Annotated in this window: 19 protein-coding genes and 1 pseudogene; 4 read left to right on the top strand and 16 right to left on the bottom strand. The window is 64.1% G+C overall.

Translation table 11 applies throughout. From position 1 onward, the window contains the following. Positions 1-76 precede the first annotated feature (76 nt). The 8 genes from JOF28_RS00490 to JOF28_RS00525 all read right to left on the bottom strand — a co-directional run bounded on the left by JOF28_RS00490 (position 77) and on the right by JOF28_RS00525 (position 10,726). A complete protein-coding gene (locus JOF28_RS00490; protein WP_209703982.1) occupies positions 77-1,885 on the bottom strand; it encodes an oleate hydratase in 1,809 nt (602 codons plus the stop codon). Between the two features lie 143 nt (positions 1,886-2,028). Next, a complete protein-coding gene (locus tag JOF28_RS00495) occupies positions 2,029-2,382 on the bottom strand; it encodes a hypothetical protein (protein ID WP_209703983.1) in 354 nt (117 codons plus the stop codon). A 115-nt stretch (positions 2,383-2,497) separates the two neighbouring features. Further along, entirely contained in the window at positions 2,498-3,442 is a 945-nt protein-coding gene (locus tag JOF28_RS00500; RefSeq protein WP_209703984.1) for a LysR family transcriptional regulator, read from the bottom strand. Positions 3,443-3,576: 134 nt separating this feature from the next. Further along, entirely contained in the window at positions 3,577-5,139 is a 1,563-nt protein-coding gene (locus tag JOF28_RS00505) for a GMC family oxidoreductase (RefSeq protein WP_209703985.1), read from the bottom strand. Between the two features lie 13 nt (positions 5,140-5,152). After that, a complete protein-coding gene (locus JOF28_RS00510; RefSeq protein ID WP_209703986.1) occupies positions 5,153-6,625 on the bottom strand; it encodes an aldehyde dehydrogenase family protein in 1,473 nt (490 codons plus the stop codon). 39 nt (positions 6,626-6,664) lie between these two features. Beyond that, positions 6,665-8,785, bottom strand: coding sequence for a choline BCCT transporter BetT (gene betT, locus JOF28_RS00515; RefSeq protein ID WP_245189807.1), 2,121 nt, complete (start codon positions 8,783-8,785; stop codon positions 6,665-6,667). A 211-nt stretch (positions 8,786-8,996) separates the two neighbouring features. Beyond that, positions 8,997-10,208 (bottom strand): MFS transporter, encoded by a 1,212-nt coding sequence (locus JOF28_RS00520; protein WP_209703987.1) that lies wholly within the window; start codon positions 10,206-10,208, stop codon positions 8,997-8,999. Continuing rightward, positions 10,205-10,726 carry a PaaI family thioesterase gene (locus tag JOF28_RS00525; RefSeq protein WP_245189808.1) on the bottom strand — a complete coding sequence of 174 codons (522 nt, stop codon included), beginning with the start codon at positions 10,724-10,726 and terminating at the stop codon, positions 10,205-10,207. Before JOF28_RS00525 ends, JOF28_RS00520 begins: the two co-directional genes overlap by 4 nt. A 156-nt stretch (positions 10,727-10,882) precedes the next feature. Between JOF28_RS00525 and JOF28_RS00530 the strand changes: the two genes are divergently transcribed. Beyond that, complete coding sequence (locus tag JOF28_RS00530; protein WP_209703988.1) at positions 10,883-11,278, top strand: tautomerase family protein; 396 nt, start codon at positions 10,883-10,885, stop codon at positions 11,276-11,278. Positions 11,279-11,282: 4 nt separating this feature from the next. Further along, entirely contained in the window at positions 11,283-11,753 is a 471-nt protein-coding gene (locus tag JOF28_RS00535) for a winged helix-turn-helix transcriptional regulator (RefSeq protein ID WP_209703989.1), read from the top strand. On the opposite strand, the gene JOF28_RS00540 is transcribed toward JOF28_RS00535, so the two are convergent. The 3 genes from JOF28_RS00540 to JOF28_RS00550 form a co-directional block, all read right to left on the bottom strand. Then, positions 11,740-12,735 carry an NADP-dependent oxidoreductase gene (locus JOF28_RS00540; RefSeq protein WP_209703990.1) on the bottom strand — a complete coding sequence of 332 codons (996 nt, stop codon included), beginning with the start codon at positions 12,733-12,735 and terminating at the stop codon, positions 11,740-11,742. The two genes, JOF28_RS00535 and JOF28_RS00540, sit on opposite strands and share 14 nt — an antisense overlap. Positions 12,736-12,818: 83 nt before the next feature. Continuing rightward, positions 12,819-13,271 (bottom strand): hypothetical protein, encoded by a 453-nt coding sequence (locus JOF28_RS00545; protein WP_209703991.1) that lies wholly within the window; start codon positions 13,269-13,271, stop codon positions 12,819-12,821. 73 nt (positions 13,272-13,344) lie between these two features. Beyond that, entirely contained in the window at positions 13,345-14,109 is a 765-nt protein-coding gene (locus JOF28_RS00550) for an alpha/beta fold hydrolase (RefSeq protein ID WP_209703992.1), read from the bottom strand. A 73-nt stretch (positions 14,110-14,182) separates the two neighbouring features. Here JOF28_RS00550 and JOF28_RS00555 point away from each other — a divergent pair, with 73 nt between their 5' ends. Continuing rightward, complete coding sequence (locus JOF28_RS00555) at positions 14,183-14,872, top strand: helix-turn-helix transcriptional regulator (RefSeq protein ID WP_209703993.1); 690 nt, start codon at positions 14,183-14,185, stop codon at positions 14,870-14,872. A 118-nt stretch (positions 14,873-14,990) separates the two neighbouring features. Continuing rightward, positions 14,991-15,623 carry an alpha/beta hydrolase gene (locus tag JOF28_RS00560; RefSeq protein ID WP_209703994.1) on the top strand — a complete coding sequence of 211 codons (633 nt, stop codon included), beginning with the start codon at positions 14,991-14,993 and terminating at the stop codon, positions 15,621-15,623. 123 nt (positions 15,624-15,746) lie between these two features. Here the strand turns inward: JOF28_RS00560 and JOF28_RS00565 are convergent, their stop codons facing one another. The 5 genes and pseudogenes from JOF28_RS00565 to JOF28_RS00580 all read right to left on the bottom strand — a co-directional run bounded on the left by JOF28_RS00565 (position 15,747) and on the right by JOF28_RS00580 (position 20,243). Then, the gene (locus tag JOF28_RS00565; RefSeq protein ID WP_209703995.1) at positions 15,747-16,370 is read right to left on the bottom strand and encodes a CueP family metal-binding protein; all 624 of its coding nucleotides are present in this window, start codon (positions 16,368-16,370) and stop codon (positions 15,747-15,749) included. A gap of 107 nt (positions 16,371-16,477) precedes the next feature. After that, a pseudogene (locus tag JOF28_RS00570) lies at positions 16,478-17,530 on the bottom strand (asparaginase). An 81-nt stretch (positions 17,531-17,611) separates the two neighbouring features. Further along, a complete protein-coding gene (locus tag JOF28_RS14760; protein ID WP_342452033.1) occupies positions 17,612-18,112 on the bottom strand; it encodes an MFS transporter in 501 nt (166 codons plus the stop codon). Beyond that, positions 18,073-18,972, bottom strand: coding sequence for an MFS transporter (locus JOF28_RS00575; protein ID WP_342452034.1), 900 nt, complete (start codon positions 18,970-18,972; stop codon positions 18,073-18,075). Before JOF28_RS00575 ends, JOF28_RS14760 begins: the two co-directional genes overlap by 40 nt. A 74-nt stretch (positions 18,973-19,046) precedes the next feature. Then, positions 19,047-20,243, bottom strand: a complete 1,197-nt coding sequence (locus JOF28_RS00580) for a M20 metallopeptidase family protein (RefSeq protein WP_342452035.1) — start codon at positions 20,241-20,243, stop codon at positions 19,047-19,049. Positions 20,244-20,350 lie beyond the last annotated feature (107 nt).

The following is a 20,350-nucleotide window of genomic DNA, read 5'->3' on the forward strand; positions in this document are numbered from 1 at the left end:
GCGGTGAAGAAGGGCCTGCGATGTGACCCGCGTCTCTCGGGCCTGGTGAGGCGCAAGAGACGCGGGTCAGCTTCAGCTAAGCAATCGCGTCGTCACTTCGGTCGTGCGCTTGGGTCTTGCCGAGCGCGGGCACCAGACCAAAGTCAGTGAGCAGCTGACCCACTTCAGTCTTGTCGAACTGGTTCACCAGGAGGCGCTGAGCAAAGTGCCCACCCGGCAGGTTGAGCTCGGCGCCATCTGCGAGGATCTTGGTGGCGTGCAACAAGAAGCGCAGATCGTAGGTCGAGTTGTACACCTCAGGAACACCGCGCTCCACACCGAGTAGCTGGTACGTGGCCTCCATGGCCGTGCGCACCGAGTACTCGGTGGTGAAGATGCAGTCGCGCGTGGTTTCGGCGAACTGGCCGATGAAGGCGAAGTTCACGCTGCCCTCTGGCACCACGGCCGGGCGATCGCCCGCCTGTCGCGGCATAAAGAACGAAGTCACGTACGGCATCATGCTGGGCACGGTCTTCGCGCCGGTGGCGGCGAGCTCGGGGATATCTTCGACGGGCACGCCGATCTGGTAGAGCCACTCCTGCGTGATCTCTTCGCCGGTGCAGTCCTGCAGCGCCTTCTTGACGTAGGCACCGGGCTCCTCCACAAAGAGGCCGTAGACCCACACCACGAGCTCGGTGGGCTTCTGCGCCTTGAAGTGCGGCTGGCGGTTCACCGTCCAGCTCATCAGCCAGGGTGAGTCGCGCGCCGTCACGATGCCGCCGGTGACGACCTTGCCCGAGAACGGATCGCGCTCGGAGATCTTCTCGATGTAAGCGGGAATGCGGTCATCGACCGTGGTGACGGTGGCTGACTCCCACTTGGTCTTGGGGATGTCGCTGCAGAACACCTCGGGGCGACCAAAATCGGGGGACTTCTTGGCGATGCTCTTCCACAGATCCCACGCGGGGGCGGGGCCGGTTTTCAGCTCTGCCGGGGTGTGGTGGTCACCGTTGTTGGAGTTTTCGGTGAGCGACCCAATCGTGATGAGCGCGATGTCGTTGTCGGTGAGATCAACGCCGCCGGCTTCACCGTCGCGCACCCAATCGATGCGGGTGGCCTTCTTGACGCCGTCGCTAATGTCGAACTGCACATCGGTGACGGTGGTGCCGAACTGGAACTTGACGCCGTGATCAAGCAGCCAGGTGTACATCGGCAGCACGAATGACTCGTACTGGTTGTACTTGGTGAACTTCAGCGACGTCATATCGGGGAAGCCGCCCAGCTGGTGCACGAAGCGGTGCAGGTAGAGCTTCATTTCGAGCGCCGAGTGCCACTCTTCGAACGCAAACATGGTGCGCCAGTAGAGCCAGAAGTTCGAGGCGAGGAATTCCTTGCTGAACACCTCGTCGATGCGCTTGTTCTCCATCGACTCGCGCGTCGCGAGGAAGATGGAGACGACTTCCTTCTGCGCCTTCGCGCTCAGGCCAAACTTGAAGTTGGTGCCGGCGTCTTGGCCCTGCTTCTCGGTGACGCGACGCTTTGATGAGTTGGGGTCGTCTTTATTGAGCCAGTAGAACTCGTCGAGCATGCTGGCGCCCTCGACCTCGAGTGACGGAATAGACCGCATCACATCCCACAGGCACTCCATGTGGTCTTCGAGCTCGCGCCCGCCACGAATCACGAACCCCTTCTCGGGGTACTTGATGCCATCGAGCGCGCCGCCGGGGAGGTTGAGCTCTTCGAGGATGGTGATCTTGTCGCCAGCCATCTGGCCATCGCGCACCATGAAGATGGCGGCGGCCATGCCGCCGAGCCCGCCGCCAACGAGCCAGGCTGTCTTGTCATCGACGCCTGCGGGTTTACGCGGCCTGGCAAATGCCTCGTAGTTGCCACTGCTGTAATGCATGCGTGTTCCCCGTTCCATCCGTGATTTCAGTGAGCCGGGGCGCTTCGGTGAAGTACGTCTGCCCCGAATACTTTCAGGTTAGAATCTGGGCCGCACGGGCGGGGAGAATGCGAGGGAATTCACCCAGCGCATCATCCGGTGGGTCACCCCACAGGTGTGGGGGAATGCTCGAGACCGAGCGCGGGGTTGCCGTACACGGCCTGGACCTCAGAAATGACGACGCGGTACTCGCCCAGCCACTCGCCATACCGGCTCTTTGCGAGCTGGTGTGTGTCCATGCTGATCAGCTCGCGCAACGGCTCCATACTTGACCAGTAGTAGACCTCGGCGTGCAGCCCGGTTTCTTCGTTGTGCCACGCCTCTTCACCCAAGAACCCATCGATGAGGCGTGCCCGCTCGGCAATTTCACTGTCGATGCGGTGAAAGTCATCGTCAAGGGCGCCGACCTCGAAAATAAAGGTCGAGCTGAACTTCGGCTTGGGCGTCGGGTGCGTCATGGGAGATTCAAGTTCCTTTGCGTGGGCGGGCTGCTGCCGCAGTGCGCCCGGGCAAATGCCTGAGCGACCTTAGCTGATGGTAGAAGTGTTCGTGCAGCAGAACAAGCCGCAGTTGCTACCTCGTGGGTGTAGTGCCCGCTTCACGATCGCTGAGCGGCGCATACTGAGCCTGAACGATGTCGTGCAGCGCCGCAACGACGTGGGCGACCGCTCGGTGGTGCACTCGTTCTGGCCGCATCAATATGTCGATGTGCCGCGTACTGGCCACGCCCACAATGGGGCGCAGCACGACGTGCTCATGGAGAGATGGGCGAACGGTATGACGGGGAACAATGGTGAGGTGTGAGCTTGCCGCCACCATGGCTGAGGCCGCGCCAAAGTCATTGATACGGTGGGCGACGCGCATCGGTTCGCCGGCGGCCGCTGAGATGCTCTGCAAAAGATCGGCGGGTGAAAAGCCTGCGTGCGTGGAGATCCAGCTCGTGCCCAACAGATCCGCGGGATGCAGCTGCGTTTTGCCCGCGAGCGGGTGGCTTTCATGCATGGCGATGTCCATGGGCTCTTGCAACAGCGGAATCACGGTGAGGCGCTGCTGATCCCACGGGGGAGTGTGGCTCATACGGCCGCCGATGACAAGGTCATAGCGCGCGGTGAGGGTCGGAAATGAGTCACGATCGACGTCTTCGTCGACGCACTCCACCCCGGGGAACGTAGCTGATGGGGGTCGCGCCGCCAGCAGCGGAAAGAACGCAATTGCAGCGCTGTGAAACGCGCTCACCCGCACGGTACGGTTCACGCCACCGATGAACTCATCAACCGCTGATTCGGCGCGCGCCATCGCTTCGGCCACCCCGATCGCGGCGACGGCGAGCGACCGGCCAGCCTCGGTGAGCTCGACCGATCTACCGCGCTTCTGAGTGAGCGGGGCGGTGAAGGTGCGCTGTAGCGTGGCGATCGTTTGCGACACCGATGACGAGGTGATGCCCAGGCTGCGCGCGGTGGCCGCGACGCTGCCGTGGTCACCAAGTTCACGCAGCACCCGCAGCTGATACAGATCCATAAGCCAATACTAAATCGTTCCCGCGCACACCCGCGCAGACGGGGTGTAATAGCGCGAGCCGCACGGCAGCCGCGCAAAAGACACTGGGGAGCCGGGCGCACACACGCACCCGGCTCCCCAGCAATCGCACCGAGCTAGTTGCCCGAGCGAATCATCTCAGCGCACTTCTCGCCCATCATCATGACCGTGATGTTGGGGTTCACCGTGACGATCTCAGGCATGGCCGACGCATCGACGACGCGCAGCCCCGAGACACCCTTCACCCGCAGCTGCGGATCAAGCGGCGACATCTCATCGTCGACCGGCCCCATGCGCACCGTGCCCACCGGGTGGTAGACCGTGTTGTGCGTTTGGTAGATGTACTCGGTGAGCTGCTCATCGGTCGTCGCCTCGACACCGGGAGCGAGCTCGCGCCCCGCCCACTCGGCCATCGCGGGCTGCGACATGATCTCGCGGGCCTTGCGGATACCGGCGAGCATGACTCGCAGATCGTGACCCTCGGGGTCAGAGAAGTACTTCGGATCAACGAGGGGCTTGTCGCGAAAATCGATCGACCGCAGCCGCACCGTGCCGCGCGACCTGGCGTGCGTGACATTGGGAGTGAGGCAGATCATCTCATCGGCGGTGGGGTAGCCGGCGCGATACGTGTGCATATCGAACGGCACCGAACCGTAGTGCATCATGAGATCGGGGCGATCAAGGCCCTCCTCGGTCGGGGCAAACACCCCAATCTCCCACCACTGCGTCGAATCGCGCGGCATCTGCTGCTTCGCTTCCCACTGCACGACGCCCTCGGGGTGATCCTGCAGATTCGAGCCGACGCCCGGGCTATCGACCCGCACCTCAATGCCGACCTCTTCGAGGTGCTCGCGCGGCCCAATGCCCGAGAGCATCAGCAGCTGCGGAGTATTAATCGCCCCGGCAGACACGATCACCTCGCGGGCCGCGGTCACCCGCGAAGCCCGCCCAAACGCGTTATCGAGCATCAGCGCGCCGGTGCAGCGATTCTCACTATCGAACTCGAGCTGCTTAACGTGCACCCCGGTCAAGACCGTCAAATTCTCGCGATCCCGGATCGGGTGCAAATACGACACCGACGACGAACCTCGAGTGCCGTTGGGCAGCCGGTTCACCTGGAAGAAGTTGGCGCCGTTGATCACGGTTTCGCCGGTGTTGAACTGGGCGCGGGGGATACCGGCCTGCTCGCACGCATCGAGCAGCGCCACACCGCACGCGTCTTTCTGCGGTACGTTCATCAGGTTGACGGGGCCACTCTTGCCGTGCAGTGGGCCGTCATCTTCGTTGGTTTCGAGCTTTGTGATGAGCGGGAACGTCTCGTTCGCGCTCCACCCGGTGGCGCCGAACTTCTCGGCCCACTCGTCGAGATCCTCACGCGGCGTCCAAAACGCGATGCACGAGTTGTGTGACGAGCAGCCGCCCAGCACCTTGGCGCGTGAGTGACGCATAAACGAGTTGCCGGTCTGCTGCGGCTCAATCGGGTAGTCCCAATCGAACCCCGATTCGAGCAGCTCCATCCAGCGGTCAAGCTGCAAAACGACCTGCTCGTCGGCGTCGTGCGGGCCAGCCTCAAGGAGGCCGACCGTCACGCTGGGGTCTTCGCTCAGGCGTGCCGCGACGGCAGCGCCAGCCGAGCCGCCGCCCACGACGACGTAATCAAAGGAGTGTGTAGTGTGCAACTGATTCACCTTTCTAGTGCTCGGGGAACCAGCCGGTGACGGCCGGTGTGAGGTTGTGATAAACGTGCTTCATCTCTTGGTACTCGGCAAGACCGGTCGGGCCGAGCTCACGCCCAAAGCCCGACTGCTTGAAACCGCCCCACTCCGCCTGCGGCAGGTAGGGGTGGAAATCGTTGATCCAAATGGTGCCGTGACGCAGCCGCTTGGCGATGCGCTCGCCGCGGCCGGCTTCGCTCGACCAGACGGCGCCCGCGAGACCGTAAATGGTGTCGTTGGCGATTGCGATCGCTTCGTCCTCGGTGGTGAACGTTTCGATGGTGACGACGGGGCCGAATGCCTCGTCGCGCACCACGCTCATGCCGCGCACGACCCGGTCGAGCACGGTGGGGAGGTAGTAGTAGCCGCCAGCCAGGTCGCCCTCGCCGAATGTGCCGCCGGTGCGCAGGCGCGCGCCCTCGGCGATGCCGGCCTCAACGTAGGCGTGCACCTTGTCGCGGTGGGCCGCCGAGATCAGCGTGCCGGTTTCGGCGGTGTCGTCGAACGGGCCGCCAAGCCTGATGCCCTCAGCGCGGCGCACGAACTCTTCAGTGAAGCGCTCGGCGATGCTCTCCTCGAGAATCAGGCGGGTGCCGGCCGAGCACACCTGACCCGAGTGCACGAATGCCGCGTTCAGCGCGTTGTCGAGCGCCGCATCGAAATCGGCGTCGGCAAACACGATGTTGGGGTTCTTGCCACCCAGCTCGAGGGCGATCTTCTTCACGGTGCCCGCAGCGTTCGCGGCGAGCAGCCGGCCCGTTTCGAGGCCGCCGGTGAACGAGACGAGGTCAACGTCTTCGTGCGTGGACAGCGGTCCGCCCGCCGTTGCGCCGGCACCGAGTACGAGGTTCGCGACGCCCGCGGGCAGCCCGAGGTCGTCGAGCAGCTTGATCATCAAGATTGCGGTGTGCGGGGTGAGCTCGGCGGGCTTCAGCACGAACGAGCAGCCCGCGGCAAGCGCCGGAGCGATCTTCCAGGCGGCCTGCAGCAGCGGGTAGTTCCAGGGGGTGATCAGCGCGCAGACGCCGATGGGTTCGACCTCGATGCGACTGTTGATGTTGGGGTCGCCCGCGTCAACGATGCGACCGGTGTGCTGCCCGGCAAGCTTGCCAAAGTAGTCGAAGCAGGCGGCAATGTCATCCATATCGAGGCGGGCCTCGACCATGCGCTTGCCGGTGTCGAGGGCCTCAGCACGGGCAAACTCTTCTTTGCGTTCGCGCAGCCCAGCGGCCACCTTCAGCAAAAAGTCGCCGCGCGCAGAAGCTGGGCTCTGTGCCCACACGCCCGCGTCGAATGAGGTGCGCGCCGCGCGAATTGCCGCGATCGTGTCTTCGGGGCCGGCCTCGTCAACCTCGGCGACAAACGTGCCGTCTGCGGGGCAGTGGATTTGCCTCGTGCCGCCGGCCGTGGCCGAGCACCAGGCTCCGTCAATGAACAGTGTTGCGGTCATAATGTTCTCCTGCTTTGCAAATGGGAATGATGAAGATTGTTAGGGGAGCGTGATGGGCGACGTGGGCGGCTCAAAATCGTCGCTCCAGTCGGTGACGACGTATTCGTTCTCACCCACCGACGCGTCGGTGCCACCCGAAGAGATGCGCAGATATTCGAGGTGGGATTCATAGTGGCCGAGCACATCAGAGATGATCTGGTCGCTATCGAAGCCGTACACGTCGTAGCCGTGTGAACCAGTGGCCGTAAACACTTCAAGCCTGAAGTAATACTCAGAGGTGCCCACGCTGCGGTACGCAAAGTTGGGCAGCTCGTGTGCCACCGGGTAGATCTGGTAGGTGAAGTCTTGCTGGTCAGGGAAGCGTGCGGTGACGTGCAGCGCCTGCACGCCGAGGCCCTCGACGTCGAGGCGCTCACACTCCACCTCGACTCCCGATTTACGCAGCTCATCGGTGACATCCATGAGCGCGGGTTCGGTGACCGAATCGATGTACCGCATCACCTGCGCCTGGTGCGGGAAAGTGGTGGAGCGCCGCAGCCGCCTGCGCCAACTGGTTTCGGCGGGGGCATACCGCAGCGGCTTCGTGGCCTCGTAGCCCTCGATGTGCTGGGCCTCGGTGCGCAACGCCCTGAAGAGCGAAATCATCACGAGGTAGAGCAACACCGACACCGGTAGCCCGATGATCAGGGTGGCCTGCTGCAGTGTCGAGACACCGCCCACGAGCAGCATGCCCAGCGTCAACAGGCCCGTGGTGATCGACCAGAAGATGCGCAGCGGCTTGCTGCCGTCTTGCTTCGGGTCGACGACGTGCGAGGTGAGGTTTGAGAGCACGAGCGCGCCCGAGTCGGCCGAGGTGACATAGAACAGCAGCCCCGTGAGCAGCGCGACCGCGATCACCACGGGGGCGGCGGGATACTGCTGCAGCAGGTCAAAGAAGGCGCGCTCGGGCAGATTCATTGCGGTGTCGGCGAACGCGGCGTTGCCGCCGAGCACAATCTCGAGGGCTGAGTTGCCGAAGATCGAGATGAAGATGGCGATGAATCCAAATGGGATGACCAGCACGCCAAAAATGAACTGGCGCAGGCTGCGGCCGCGCGAGATGCGGGCGAGGAAGAGCCCCACGAAGGGGGCCCAGGCGATCCACCACGCCCAGAAGAATAAGGTCCAGCCCTGCATCCAGTCGTCGGGGCGCTCCCACGCGAACGTGTCGAAGAGCATGCCCGAGAACCCGGTCATAAAATCGCCGACGTTCATCACGAGGCCCTCGAGCAGTCGCCTGGTTTCGCCGGTGATCAGAATCCAGACGAGCAGGGCGATCGCGAGAATCACATTCGCCTCTGAGAGCCGGCGAATTCCCTTCTCGACGCCCGAGACGGTCGAGAGGGTGGCCATTACAACGGCGAGCACGATGAGCGAGATCTGCGCGGCCACCCCGTCGGGGGTGCCAAAGAGCACGTGCATGCCGTAGCTCAGCTGCACCACGCCGATGCCGAGCGTGGTCGCGATGCCAAACACGGTGCCGAGCACCGCGAGGATGTCGATGGTGTGGCCGCCCCAGCCCTCGACGCGCTTGCCAAACAGCGGGGTGAGCAGCGAGCGAATGTTCAGCGGCAGGTTGCGGCGGTACGCGAAGTAGGCGAACGCGCCGCCCATGAGTGCATACATCGCCCAGCCGACGGGGCCGTAGTGGAAGAAGGTCCACACAATCGCTTGCCGGGCCGCTTCGATGGTGCCGCCGTCCCCCGAGGGCGGCCCAACGTACTGTGCCACCGGCTCTGACACGGAGAAAAACATGAGGTCGATGCCGATGCCCGCGGCAAACAGCATGGATGCCCAGGTGAACATGCTGAACTGCGGCTTGGCATGATCTGGGCCGAGTTTCGTGCGGCCGGCGGGTGAGAAGGCGAGGCCGATCACGAAGATGAGCACGAGGCCTGCGGTCAGTACGTAGTACCAGCCGAAGTTTTCAGCGGTCCACGCCACCAACGTGTTGATGACGCTGTCGGCTTGGTCGCGGGCCAAAATGGCCCACAGCGCAATGGCGAGAATCACGGCTGCCGAGCCAATGAGCACCGGCCACCGTGGCGCCGGCGATTTCAGGGATAAAGCTCCTATGTCGGGTTCTGCGTCTTTGGGGGTCGGTTCAGCTGCGACAGACAATAGCTTCGTTCCTTCGTTGGAGACGGAAGTGCCAGCGAGTCACCCCGGCGGCTCGTAACCATTCGAGCCTAACAACTGTCGAAAAAGCGCGGTAGGGCTGATCATGCTGGGGGCCACGGCCTCATTGGCGACGCGCCGGGGCCGGATCCCGGGAGTTTCAGCTGACGCAACAGTGCCGCGGGTGCCCAGAAATTCTGCCAGCGAAAGCGGCCTATTTTGCGCTATTTTTTGTCGCCCACAGCAGCGCGAGTAGCGTGAGGCACAGCGCCGAGATCGCAAGAGCTGCGACCATCACCGCCAACCCGAGGCTTCCGGAGGTGGCGATGGCACCGACCCCGATCGCGGTGACGGCCTGCAACGCGTACGCCACGAGGTAGAGCAGCGACAGTGTTGACCCGCGATGGTGTATGGGGGCGACCCGATTGATGAGCCCGAGGCCGCCGGTGAACGCGAAGGAATACGCGGTGCCGCCGACTAGGCACCAGAGGATGAAGAGGGGCGCTGATCCGGCGCTGCTTGCTGCCCACATCAGCCCCAGGCTCAGCAGAGTCAAGAGGCCGCCGAGCCACACGCACACCCGGGGTGAGACGCGCGCTAAGAACAGCGCGGTGACGCCGATCGCCGCCGCAGATAGGGCGAGGAGTGCGCCCACGACGGCGCTGTTGTCGGTGCGCGCGAACTGGGTGATCATGTGCGCGCCGAGTGAAAGGAAAATCGCGCCCACGCAGTAGGCGAGCGACACCGAGAAGGTGGCGACCACGAAGGGGAGCCTGATGCCCGCCGGCACGCTGGGGGATTGGGGGCGCCAGCGGCTGGCGTGCGCGGGGCGATCGTCGCGGGTGAGTGCGAGCGTCGTGATTGAGGCGAGGGAGAGCCCGAGCAGCACCACGTAGCTCCACAGCAGCGGGAGCGGGGTGACCTCGGCGAGGAGGCCGCTGAGCGCGAGGGCGATGGTGAGGCCCGTCGCGGTGGCGACCGTGGCCATCGAGCTTGCGAAGCGGGGATTGATGCGGGGGTTGTTCTCGAGCAGGGAAGCCGTGGCCGCGCCCATGGCGAGGCCCGCCCCGGCACCCTGCAGCGCCCGGCCAATGAACAGGAACGAGACGTTGGGGGCGATGGCAAACAGCACCGCCGAGGCCGCGATGAGGGCGACGCCCCAGATCATGACGCGGCGTCGGCCAATCTGATCGGAGAGGTTGCCGATGAGCGGCAGCACCAGCAGTAGTGCCAGCTGATAGGTGGCAAACACCGTGGTGACGGTGAGCGGAGTGAGTGCCCACTGCTCGGCATAGATCGGGTACAGCACGCTGGGCGCACCAGATGACCACAGCACGAGCGCGAGCACCAGGGCGGCGGCCCAGAAGCTGCCGCGCCGGCCGAGGCGCCACCGGCCGGGCTGCGTGCCCGGCGTTACCTGGTTCACGGGGTGGGCGCTGCGGGAATGACGAGGCAGGTGCTCGTGGCGGTTGCGAGCACGCGCCCCGAGCTATCGCGAATATCGGCCTCGGCAAATGCCGCGTTTCTGCCCGGTTTCGTGACCCAGCCGTGCGCGGTCACGACGCCGGTATCGGCGGTGATCGGGCGCAGAAACGAGACCTTGAGCTCGAGCGTGGTGAACCCGACGCCCGCGGGCAGGGTGCTGTGCACCGCGCAGCCACAGGCCGAATCGAGCAGGGTAGCGAAGAAGCCACCGTGCACCGAACCGATGAGGTTGTAGTGCGACTCATCGGGGTGGGCCGTCATCACGACATCACCCACGGCGACCGAAACGAAATCCATGTCGATGTGACGACTCATCGGCGGGGGCGGGGTATCGCCCGAGAGCAGCGAGCGCAGCTGATCGATACCGGTTTTCTCGAACAGCTTCGCTTTATCAACCTCGGGGCGGTGGTACTGCAGTGTGCGCGAACCGAGAGCGGAAGTGTCTGACGACGATGTCAATCGAGTTCCTTAGATGCAGATGACCAGACGGTGCAGGGGCCAGATTACCCATGGTGAGTCCACACTACCGATGCTAAGTTTGTTTAAGCAACCCAGCTGGGTTGTGTGAGCTTGCGCATAGTGCGTGCGGCAAGCGTGTGAAAGGAACCCGCGACGATGCCGGTATTTCAAGTACATCTGCCCGAGCAGCAATTCTCGGGGGAGCGCAAACGGGCGCTCGCGCGGGCGCTGCCCGAAGCCTTGCACGAGGCCCTCGGTATTCCCGCGGCCGACCAGTTTGTCGCGCTCACCACACACGGGCCCGACGAACTCTTTCTCGATCCGGGGTATATGGGGATGCAGCGCAGCGAGCGCGCGATCATCATCACCGTGCTGTTCACCGCAGAGCGCCCGCTCGCCGACAAGAGAAAGCTGGTCGCCGTGATCTGCCGTAATGCAGCTGACGCCTTAGGTATTGAACCCGATGACGTGTTCATCGCCCTCATGCCGGTGCCCAAAGAGAACTTCTCCTTTGGCAGGGGCGAGCTGCAGCTCGCGAGCGAGAGTAACTAAAGCCATGCCGCGCAAATCACCGTTTCTGGCCGAAGCCCTCGAAAACCGCTGCGGCATTGTGCGGTCGCTGGGTGTGTTGACCGACGCCTGGAGCTTTCTGCTGGTGCGCGAGGCGCTGCTCGGGCGACGCACCTTCGCCGAGTTTCGTGAGTCACTGGGCATCGCGAGCGACGTGCTCACCGCCCGGCTAGCTGCCCTCGTTGAGCAGGGCGTCTTCGAACGCGTCCCGTACCAAGCGCCCGGGCACCGCGCACGCGAGGCCTACGAGCTCACGGCCGAGGGCGAAGGCCTCAAGGTCGTGCTCGTGGCCATGCAGCAGTGGGGCGAAGCGAACGTACCGGTCGAACAGCCCGGATCGGTGCTGCCCCGCACCCGCAGCCGGGCCGCGCGGGTGCGCGCCGTACTCATTGACGAGCACGGCGACGTCGTTGAGAACACCGACGTCGCCCTCGTGCGGGCCGCTACCGCAGCGTGATCACCGACTTGCCGCGAAACCCACCCGCGGCAAGCTCAGCCAACGCCTGCGGGGTATCAGCAAACGGTGCGGTGCGCTCCACAATGGGGCGCAGCTTGCCCGCCTCCACGAGCGCCGTGATTTCACGCAGCTGCTCACCGCTCGCGCGCATAAACAAAAACTCGTAGGTGACGCCGAGCTTCTTCGCCTGCGCACGCACACCACGACTCATCGCCCCCAGAATGAGGCGCACCGGCGCGCCCAAACCCTGCGCCCGGGCAAATGCGGGCGTTGGCGGGCCCGAAATGCCCACCGCGATGCCGCCCGGCCGCAACACGCGCAGCGACTTCTCGAGGTTCTTGCCACCCAAGCTGTCGAGCACGAAATCGTACTCCGAAAGCTCCTGCTCGAAATCCTGTGCGCGGTAATCGATCACGATGTCAGCGCCCAGGCTGCGCACGAAATCGGCGTTGGCGGCGCTCGCCGTCGTGGCGACGGTGGCACCCAGCACCTTGGCGAGCTGAATCGCGACTGACCCAACTCCGCCGGCCCCCGCGTGAATGAGCACGCGCTGGCCGGGCTGCACCTTGCCGATTTCGACGAGGGCCTGCCACGCGGTCAGCGTGACGAGCGGCAGGGCGGCTGCCTCGATCGTGCTGATCGATGCGGGCTTGGGGGCGAGGTCTGCGGCATCGACGGCGATGCGTTCGGCAAATGTGCCGATGCGGTGGTCGCGCGGGCGCCCGTACACCTCGTCTCCCGGGGCAAATTCGGTGACCCCAGCGCCGACGCGCAGCACGGTGCCCGCGAGATCGTGGCCCAGTGTGAGGGGGAGCGCGTAGGGGAGGATGGCCTTGAATTCACCCGACTGAATCTTGTTATCGAGCTGGTTGAGCCCCGCGGCAGCCACCTCGACGAGCACATCGAGGTCGCCGACCGTGGGCTCGGCGACCTCAGTCTCGTGGAGATCACCCTTGTAGGCGTCGATGGTGAATGCGCGCATGATGGTTCCTCTGCGGTAAATGACTCGCAGCAAGCCGCGACTGTACTCATTTATGAGTATAGTCATAAATTGTGACAGCGGGGCTATTTATCAAACGGCGGCGTGACAGCCTCGCAGGTCACCTCTTCGCCGGGGCCTCCCGTCTCGGCGGCGATCTCACGCTCGCCATCGAGCAGAATGCGGCAGTGCGCCGTGACCGTGGCCGGGGGAGTCGCACTGACAGAAACCTTTGCCCCGGTGAGCGCAAGCGTGTCGGTCTGCCAGCTGGCGGTGTCTTCGGCCGCTGTCGGCTGCGCCAGGGCCTCGTCGAGGGTGACGGGCGCGACCTCGACCGCGCGGGTTTCTTGATCGAGATAGGTCACCTGCTGCAGCGGAGTTGCTGCCTCAGTGTCGGTGCTGACCTCGTAGGTCACCGCCCAGGCATCGGCGCTGGTCTTCTGAATATCTTCAATAAAGGCGCACCCGGTCAGCGCCAGCAGAGCGAGGCCACCGGTCACGACAGATGCGGCCAAACGAAGATGTGTGTTCTGGTTCATGCTCTCCAGCATGCTCGCATTGGGAAGGATCCGGATCGTGCTGCGGTACCGGGCCGTGGAACCTGGGTACGATTCATGCCCCGGCGGCCGTGGCGCCCTCAGCACCCTCGGCGCGAGCGGCGGTCTTGGCGAGAGTAGCGGCGAGATCCACGGGCCTGCTCCACATCGGCCAGTGCCCGGTAGGGAGATCCACATAGTTGAGACGAGTGAGCGTCGCGGTCTCGGCCATCATTGGGTGCCCCTCCCTCGTCATCTGTTCGAGTACCTGGGCCGGAAACGAACAGGCGATGATCGTGGAGGGCACGTGCCGACGCAGCGGATTATGTAGGGACACTGATTCGCGCATGATGCCTGCCGGCTGGGGGACCGCTCGCTGCCTGAATGTCTCGAGGTCTGCTTCGCTGAGCCCGTCGAGACTTGCGGCGAGCTCATCGAATGGCGGCAGCGCTACCTCGTGCAGCTCGGGGTCCAGCGAACCATCAAAGGCAGAGCCGTCGGCCACAGGCCCGCTGTCGACGTAGATGATGCGTGCGACCGCAGCGGGATGCCGGTCGAGTAGCAGCGAAGCCGGGGCGCCCGCACCGCTGTGCACCACGAGCGTCACTTCGGTGCCGTGTGCGTCAGCGGCGTTGACTGCCGTGAGTAGCGCTGCGGCCTGATCATCGAGGGTGCGGGTGGTGCGCTGCCGATCGAGCGGGTCGAGGCCGGGAAGAGTGACGGTGGTGACGTGATGCCCGAGGCACCGTAGCTCGCTGGCGACGGCATCCCAGGCCCAGCCGCCAAGCCAATACCCGGGAACCAGCACGAACGAGGTGAGAGCTGAGGAATGTTTCTGCATAGGTCCATAGTGGAGTGGGAGGTGGACAGCCCTATGTCACTAATCGCTTCACTATTTCTGAGATAGTGGGCATGTGAATCGAACTGAGCGCCTACACTCCCTCACCGAGTCGCTGCGGCGGGCGGGTCAGCGGGGCCGAACGGCGCAGCAGCTCGCCGACGAGTTCGAGGTCACCGTGCGTACGATCAAGCGAGACCTTGCCGCGCTCGAAGCGGGAGGCCTACCGGTGTGGGGGCGCACCGGGCCCGGCGGAGGCTACGGCCTGACAGAAATCTCGTCGCTGCCTCCCGTGAATCTCACGGCGGCGCAGGCGCTGGCTCTCAGTGCCGTGGTCGCGGCGAGCCCACAAACACCGTTCTCAGACTCGGCTCGTGCGGCTATGAGCAAGGTGTTCGATGTTATGGATCCGGCGACGCGCCTACGAGCTGCTGAGCTGTCGCAGCGAGTCTGGGTCAACGTGGGGGCCACGGTTTCGCGCCGTGTGCTCTCGGTGCTCGAGCAGGCCATCATCGACCAAACCACCGTCAACCTCACTTACCTCGACGCGAAACACCATGAGACTCAGCGCGAGGTGGAGCCCATGATCTTCGCGCTCGCCGAAGACCGGTGGCGATTGATTGCCTGGTGCCGGTTGCGTGATGAGGTGCGCTGGTTCAACCTCGAGCGTATTCAGCGGGCAACCGCCACACGCACCCCGTGCGCGGGGCATCACATCGATGAGATCGGCACCCCGCCAGATCGAGCACGCCCCGTGGGCATGTGACGACAGCGCCGAGGGGAATATTTCGCTCACCCCCTCGGTTGCAGGTGCAACGAAGACCGCGAGGCCTGCGCACTCCGCGCGGCCGCACCGCATCACTACGCCAACGAGAGAGCGCACCATGACCCTGCACGCCATCACCTCACCCAATTGGAACCTCGAGAATGATGCCCCCGTGGCCCTGTTCTTGCACGGATTTGGTTCGAATGAGCGCGATCTCGAGCCGCTCGCGCAGGTGCTCCCCGCGGGCATGCGGTGGGCCACGCTGCGGGCGCCCGTCGAGCTCGGTCCCGGATCGTACGCCTGGTTCCACATCACCTCGCCGGGCAACCCCGATCCGGCCGCCGCCGACGCCGCGACGAGCGAGATCTGGGCGTGGGTTGACGCCGAGCTGCCCGCGGGCACCGTGGTCGTGCCGATCGGGTTCTCGCAGGGCGGCCTGATGGCCTCGCAGCTTCTGCGTTCGCAGCCCGCTCGGGTCGTCGCCCCGGTGATTCTGGGAGGTTTCGTGATGGGCGGGGAGCAGCCCGCTGACGCCCAGCTGCGCGAGTCGCGCCCCGCGGTATTCAGTGGCCGTGGCGCCGAGGACCAGGTCATTACGGCGGCCGCGGTCGAGCGCACCAACGAGTGGCTCCCCGCCCACGCGACCCTTACCTCGCAGGTGTACCCGGGCCTGGCCCACGGCATCAACGGGCAAGAGCTCGCTGACGTGCAGGCATTCCTCGCCCAGCAGCTCACTGCGGTCAGCAGCTAACGGCGGCGCTGATCGGGCGATGTAGCTGCGCCGGATCAGCCGTCATAGCCAGTCTCGTGAGCCTTGGCTCAGCGGGGCTCAGCGCTGGGCAGGAGCGCGCTACCGCGTTCCTGCCCAGCGCGGTTACGTGAGCTGGAGCGTGGTGATGCAGGTCGGGTCGTCTGTGTTCATGGTTGAAACCTGCGCGGTGCCCGCCTTGCCATCAACTTCAATGGTGAGGGTGGCTTCGAGACCACGCGCAATCCAGAAGCCGACGAAGCCGTTATCGAATGTCTGCTGCACCTCATCGACGAGCACGTCGCCGGTGGCATTGTCGGTGAGCGTTACCTGTACCTCAGTGTTCGCGAGCTCGCCCAGGCACGTCGTCAGGCTGTGAAAATAGCAGTCGTGGGTCTGCGTTTCAAAGGGCGCCACCGAGATATAGACCTCATCGGCCGGCATCGCCAGCTGAGTTTCGCGCCCCTGGGTGTCGGCGAGTACGAGCGCTGCCGGCTGTACCGACGCCGTGAGATCAGTGGGCCGGTCGGCCACCGGCATGGTGTCAAGCTGCTCGATAATCTGAGCCGCGTCGAGGCCGTCAAGATTGTGATCAGCTAGGAACGCGTCGGTCGAAGACTCGGTGCTTGACGTAGTCGGTGCAGTCGTTGATGCGGGTGCAGCACAGGCCGTAAGGGTGAGCCCAGCGATGGCGAGGGCGGCGACCGCGGTGAGCAAACTTCGGGTGGAAAACGCAGAGCGACGGCTCATCAAGGCGACCTTTCGGAAGGAGTCGGGGCAAAGCAAAATCTGCGGCGCGATGGCCGCAGATTCCGCTCTGCCTCAGTCTACGATCGGCCCGCTGAGAAAGGCCGCGATCACTTCGCGCCGGTCTGGGCCGCAGCCGAGCGGGTGAGCTCCTCCAGCACGGCCGTGGCTGCTGCAGTGGCCCGCAGCTCACCGACGGGGCGCCCGCCACCGAGGATGTTGGTCGCAGGGAGTGTAGCGAGAGCGTCTGCAGGAACCCCGAGGGCGCGCAGTATTCCTGCCGAGATGGGCAGGCGCGCACGGTCGCCGCCGTCTGAAATCTTCACGGCCACGCCAATGCCCACGCCATTCACCTTGAGACCCATGAGCTGCACCGCTTCGGCGCCATCCTTCGCGACCAGACCGGGCACCGCGCGCATCATCGCCGTGACGTCTCGATCCTCGCCGCCCACCAGATCCGGGTGCGCCTGCATCGCCGCAGCCACTCGCCCCTCAGGTGACTCTGGCGCCGCAGCTACCAAACGCGCATATGACAGCGCGGTCGCACGCAGCGAATATGCGAACAGCGGGGTGCCACAGCCATCAGTCGTGGCCGCAGCAGACGATTCACCGGTCAGCTCTGCGATCGTGGATTCGATCAACTGCTGCAGGGGGTGCGCCTGATCAAGATAGTCCTCGGTGCTTCAGCCGTTGTGCGCGCACGTGGCCACCATGGCCGCGTGTTTGCCTGAACAGCTCTGCGCCAACTGCGACGGGGCGCCACCAGCTCGGAGATGTGCGTTTCTTTCTGTGGCACCGTAGGGGAGATCGACTGTGTTTCGTAACGCCGACGGGCCGTGCCCGTGCAGCGCGAGAATACGAGTCGCGCCCTCCTGATGCACCGGGGCTCCTGAATGGCTGGCGGCGCTCAACGCCAGCAAATCTTCAGGAAGCTCGAGACCGGCACGCAGCATCGCCACCAGCTGCAGCGGCTTCAATGTTGACCGCGCATACATCGGCGAGGCAATATCGCCCGCGCTCGCTAGCACCGTGCCGTGCTCATCAACGATCGCAAAAGATCCGAAATGCGTGCTCTCGATGATTGGGCCGCGCGTAGCTTCGACGAGCGGCACCGGATCAACGGGGGAGGCGAACTGATCATGGTGCGGAACGGGGTGAGACATCTCGTGCTTCTCTCTTCAGGGTGTGCTGGAACGCTGATTGGGGGTGATCGGATGGCTTCCCATCCGATCACCCCCAAGTCATTACTTCGTTGCCGAGGCGGGAGCCACGGTTTCAACGCTGGCGGTCGGGTGCAAATCGATGCCCTTCGTCTCGCGCAGGGTGTAAGCGGTGAAGGCGCCAACGATCAGTAGCAGTACGGCGTACAGACCGAAGACCGTGGGGCCTGCATCTCCGAACCACGCCGCAAAACCGGCCTGCAGGTACGCTGCCGTGCCGCCGAAGACTGCGACGCACAGCGAATACGGAATAGCGACGCCCATGGTGCGCAGTGAAGTGGGGAAGAGCTCGGGGAACACCGCGGGGGTGACGGCCGCAAGTGCGCCCACGAAGATCAGCATGACGATCATGGCACCCGCGAGGCTCCAGATGGATCCCTGGATCATCCAGGTCGCGGGGAAGTACATCACCGCAGCGCCGATGCCGCCGATGAGCAGCACCGGGCGGCGCCCGATGCGGTCAGAGAGCTTGCCCCAGGCGAGAATCACCGCGATGAAGGCAACGTTGGCGATGACGCCGGCCACAGCGCATCTGAGGGTGACATGCCCAGTACGTTGATCGCGTAGGCGGGGGTCGAGACGCTCCACACGTAGTACACGACGGTGAAGCCGACGGTCAGGCCAATGATCTGCAGTGCTGAGCGCCTGTTCTCCATGAACTCAGAGAACAAGCTCTTCTTCTCGAACGTGATCGCGGCGGTCTCAGCCTTGTTGATCTCGAAGGCCTTCGACTCGCGCATCTGCAGTCGCTGAATTAGCGCCACAACGCCGAGCACAGCGCCAACGATGAACGGGATGCGCCAACCAAACGAATTCATTTGATCAGTGGAAAGCGTGACCGTGAGGATCGCTCCGAGGAGGATGCCGATGACCGTGCCGGTGGTGCCAGAAACGTAGATCAGCGAAGCCCACAGGCCGCGCTTCTCAGCGGGCGCCATCTCAGAAAGATAAGCCTGCGCGTTGGGCGTCTCGCCGCCGTGCGCCAGGCCCTGCACCAGGCGGGCAACGAGCAGCAGCAGCGATGACCAAGCTCCCCACTGATCGAAGCTGGGGGCCAGACCGATGGCGAGCGAACCGAGCGACGCGAGTGCGACGCAGAGCGTCATTGAGGTAGTGCGGCCGACGCGGTCGCCGATCCAACCGAACAAGAACCCGCCAAACGGGCGTGCGACGAAACCGACCGCGAAGATCGCGAGGGTCGCGAGGAACGCACTCGTGGGGTCTTCGTGGCTGAACAGCTGAGCCGAGAGGTAGGTCGAGAACGTGGCATAGATTGCCCAGTCGTACCATTCGACGGCGTTGCCGGCGCCAGTACCCAGCAGGGTGCGGATCGTGTTGCGGCGCTCGGCGCCGGTACTTCTGGTGGGGGTGTTGGTAGCAGTCATGATGTCTCCTTTGACTTGGTCGGAGTGCGTGCCGATGAACGAGGGGCACGCGAGGTTTTCGTATGTAGCTAGAACTACCGGTTCAGACGATCGATGGCCAACCGGGCATACAGCGCGGCGCCATCGGTGAGAACGTCATCGGCAAAAACGGCATAGGGGGAGTGGTTGAACGCTGCCGCGTCAAGATCTGCGCCCTCGGGAGCAGCAGACAAGAAGAGGAATGCGCCGGGCACCGCATTCAGAATGCGAGAGAAATCCTCTGATGCCGCAAGCGGATGGGCCGCCGCGCGATACCGATCGTCGCCGAACAGCTCGATGGCGGTGCGCTGCGCAAACTCATGCTCGGTCACGTCGTTGATCAGCATTGGATACTGATCTTCATAGACCACATCGGCGGTCATGCCGTGTCCGATCGCAATTGATTCGAGTAGGGTTGCTAGCGCCGTTCGCAGGCGAGCTTGCGTCTTGGGGGAAAAGGAGCGCACGGTCGCTTTGAACATTGCGGTTTCAGGGATGACCGTTGCTGATGAGCCGGCCTGAATGGTGCCCACCGTGATCATGGCGTGGATCGAGGAAATCATTTCGGCGGCGACCGAGATCGGGTCCTTCGCCAGGTGCGGGGCAGAGCCGTGACCGCCGCTGCCGAGCACGGTCACGTGCAACGTGTCGGCTGCGCCCATGGCCGTTCCCGGCTTCGAGAACACCGTGCCGCCTGTTTCAAGCCCGCTCATCACGTGCATGCCGAATGAGGCATCGGGAAGGTGCCCTGAGACATTCAGAATGCCTTCACGGACCATCACTGATGCACCGTCGAGGCCCTCTTCGCCGGGTTGAAACATGAGCACGACGTCGCCGGCGAGATCTGCCTGGCGGGCGCTCAATACCTTCGCGGCACCCAACAGCATCGTGATGTGCAGGTCGTGCCCACACGCGTGCATTGCGCCGTCGATCAGCGATGCGTACGGCATGTTAGTGCTTTCTTGTACCGGGAGCGCATCCATATCAGCGCGCAGCAACACCGTTGTGGGGTTGGCGTCGTCGCGCTTGCCGCCGCGAAGTACGGCGGCGACTGACGAGAGCTCGGTGCCGAGCGTGATTTCGAATCCGAGACCGTCAAGTTCTGCCAGTACGACTTCTTGTGTGCGGGGCAAGTCCAGGCCGATTTCGGGGAACTGGTGCAGTTTGTGCCGCAGGTGCGCGAGGTCTGCCGCCATCGCTCCGGTCTCATCGAGCAAAGCCACCGTAAGGTCGGCTGAAGTTTTCGTATCCACTGGCAGCCCTTTCTGCTGTAGGTTATCCTCCATGTTTAGAGCAACCGCGTAGTCAGCGATGAATACTTAAAGAAAAATTGCTAAATGAACGCTAAATTCCAAGGAAA

Source organism: Leucobacter exalbidus, from assembly GCF_017834145.1.
Classification (GTDB): Bacteria; Actinomycetota; Actinomycetes; order Actinomycetales; family Microbacteriaceae; genus Leucobacter; species Leucobacter exalbidus.

What these genes read in the sequence shown, in the direction of transcription:
- JOF28_RS00490 (WP_209703982.1), bottom strand. Translation starts at nt 1,885, where the DNA reads ATGCATTACAGCAGTGGCAACTACGAGGCATTTGCCAGGCCGCGTAAA.
- JOF28_RS00495 (WP_209703983.1), bottom strand. Translation starts at nt 2,382, where the DNA reads ATGACGCACCCGACGCCCAAGCCGAAGTTCAGCTCGACCTTTATTTTC.
- JOF28_RS00500 (WP_209703984.1), bottom strand. Translation starts at nt 3,442, where the DNA reads ATGGATCTGTATCAGCTGCGGGTGCTGCGTGAACTTGGTGACCACGGC.
- JOF28_RS00510 (WP_209703986.1), bottom strand. Translation starts at nt 6,625, where the DNA reads ATGACCGCAACACTGTTCATTGACGGAGCCTGGTGCTCGGCCACGGCC.
- JOF28_RS00530 (WP_209703988.1), top strand. Translation starts at nt 10,883, where the DNA reads ATGCCGGTATTTCAAGTACATCTGCCCGAGCAGCAATTCTCGGGGGAG.
- JOF28_RS00535 (WP_209703989.1), top strand. Translation starts at nt 11,283, where the DNA reads ATGCCGCGCAAATCACCGTTTCTGGCCGAAGCCCTCGAAAACCGCTGC.
- JOF28_RS00540 (WP_209703990.1), bottom strand. Translation starts at nt 12,735, where the DNA reads ATGCGCGCATTCACCATCGACGCCTACAAGGGTGATCTCCACGAGACT.
- JOF28_RS00545 (WP_209703991.1), bottom strand. Translation starts at nt 13,271, where the DNA reads ATGAACCAGAACACACATCTTCGTTTGGCCGCATCTGTCGTGACCGGT.
- JOF28_RS00550 (WP_209703992.1), bottom strand. Translation starts at nt 14,109, where the DNA reads ATGCAGAAACATTCCTCAGCTCTCACCTCGTTCGTGCTGGTTCCCGGG.
- JOF28_RS00560 (WP_209703994.1), top strand. Translation starts at nt 14,991, where the DNA reads ATGACCCTGCACGCCATCACCTCACCCAATTGGAACCTCGAGAATGAT.
- JOF28_RS00565 (WP_209703995.1), bottom strand. Translation starts at nt 16,370, where the DNA reads ATGAGCCGTCGCTCTGCGTTTTCCACCCGAAGTTTGCTCACCGCGGTC.
- JOF28_RS00575 (WP_342452034.1), bottom strand. Translation starts at nt 18,972, where the DNA reads ATGACTGCTACCAACACCCCCACCAGAAGTACCGGCGCCGAGCGCCGC.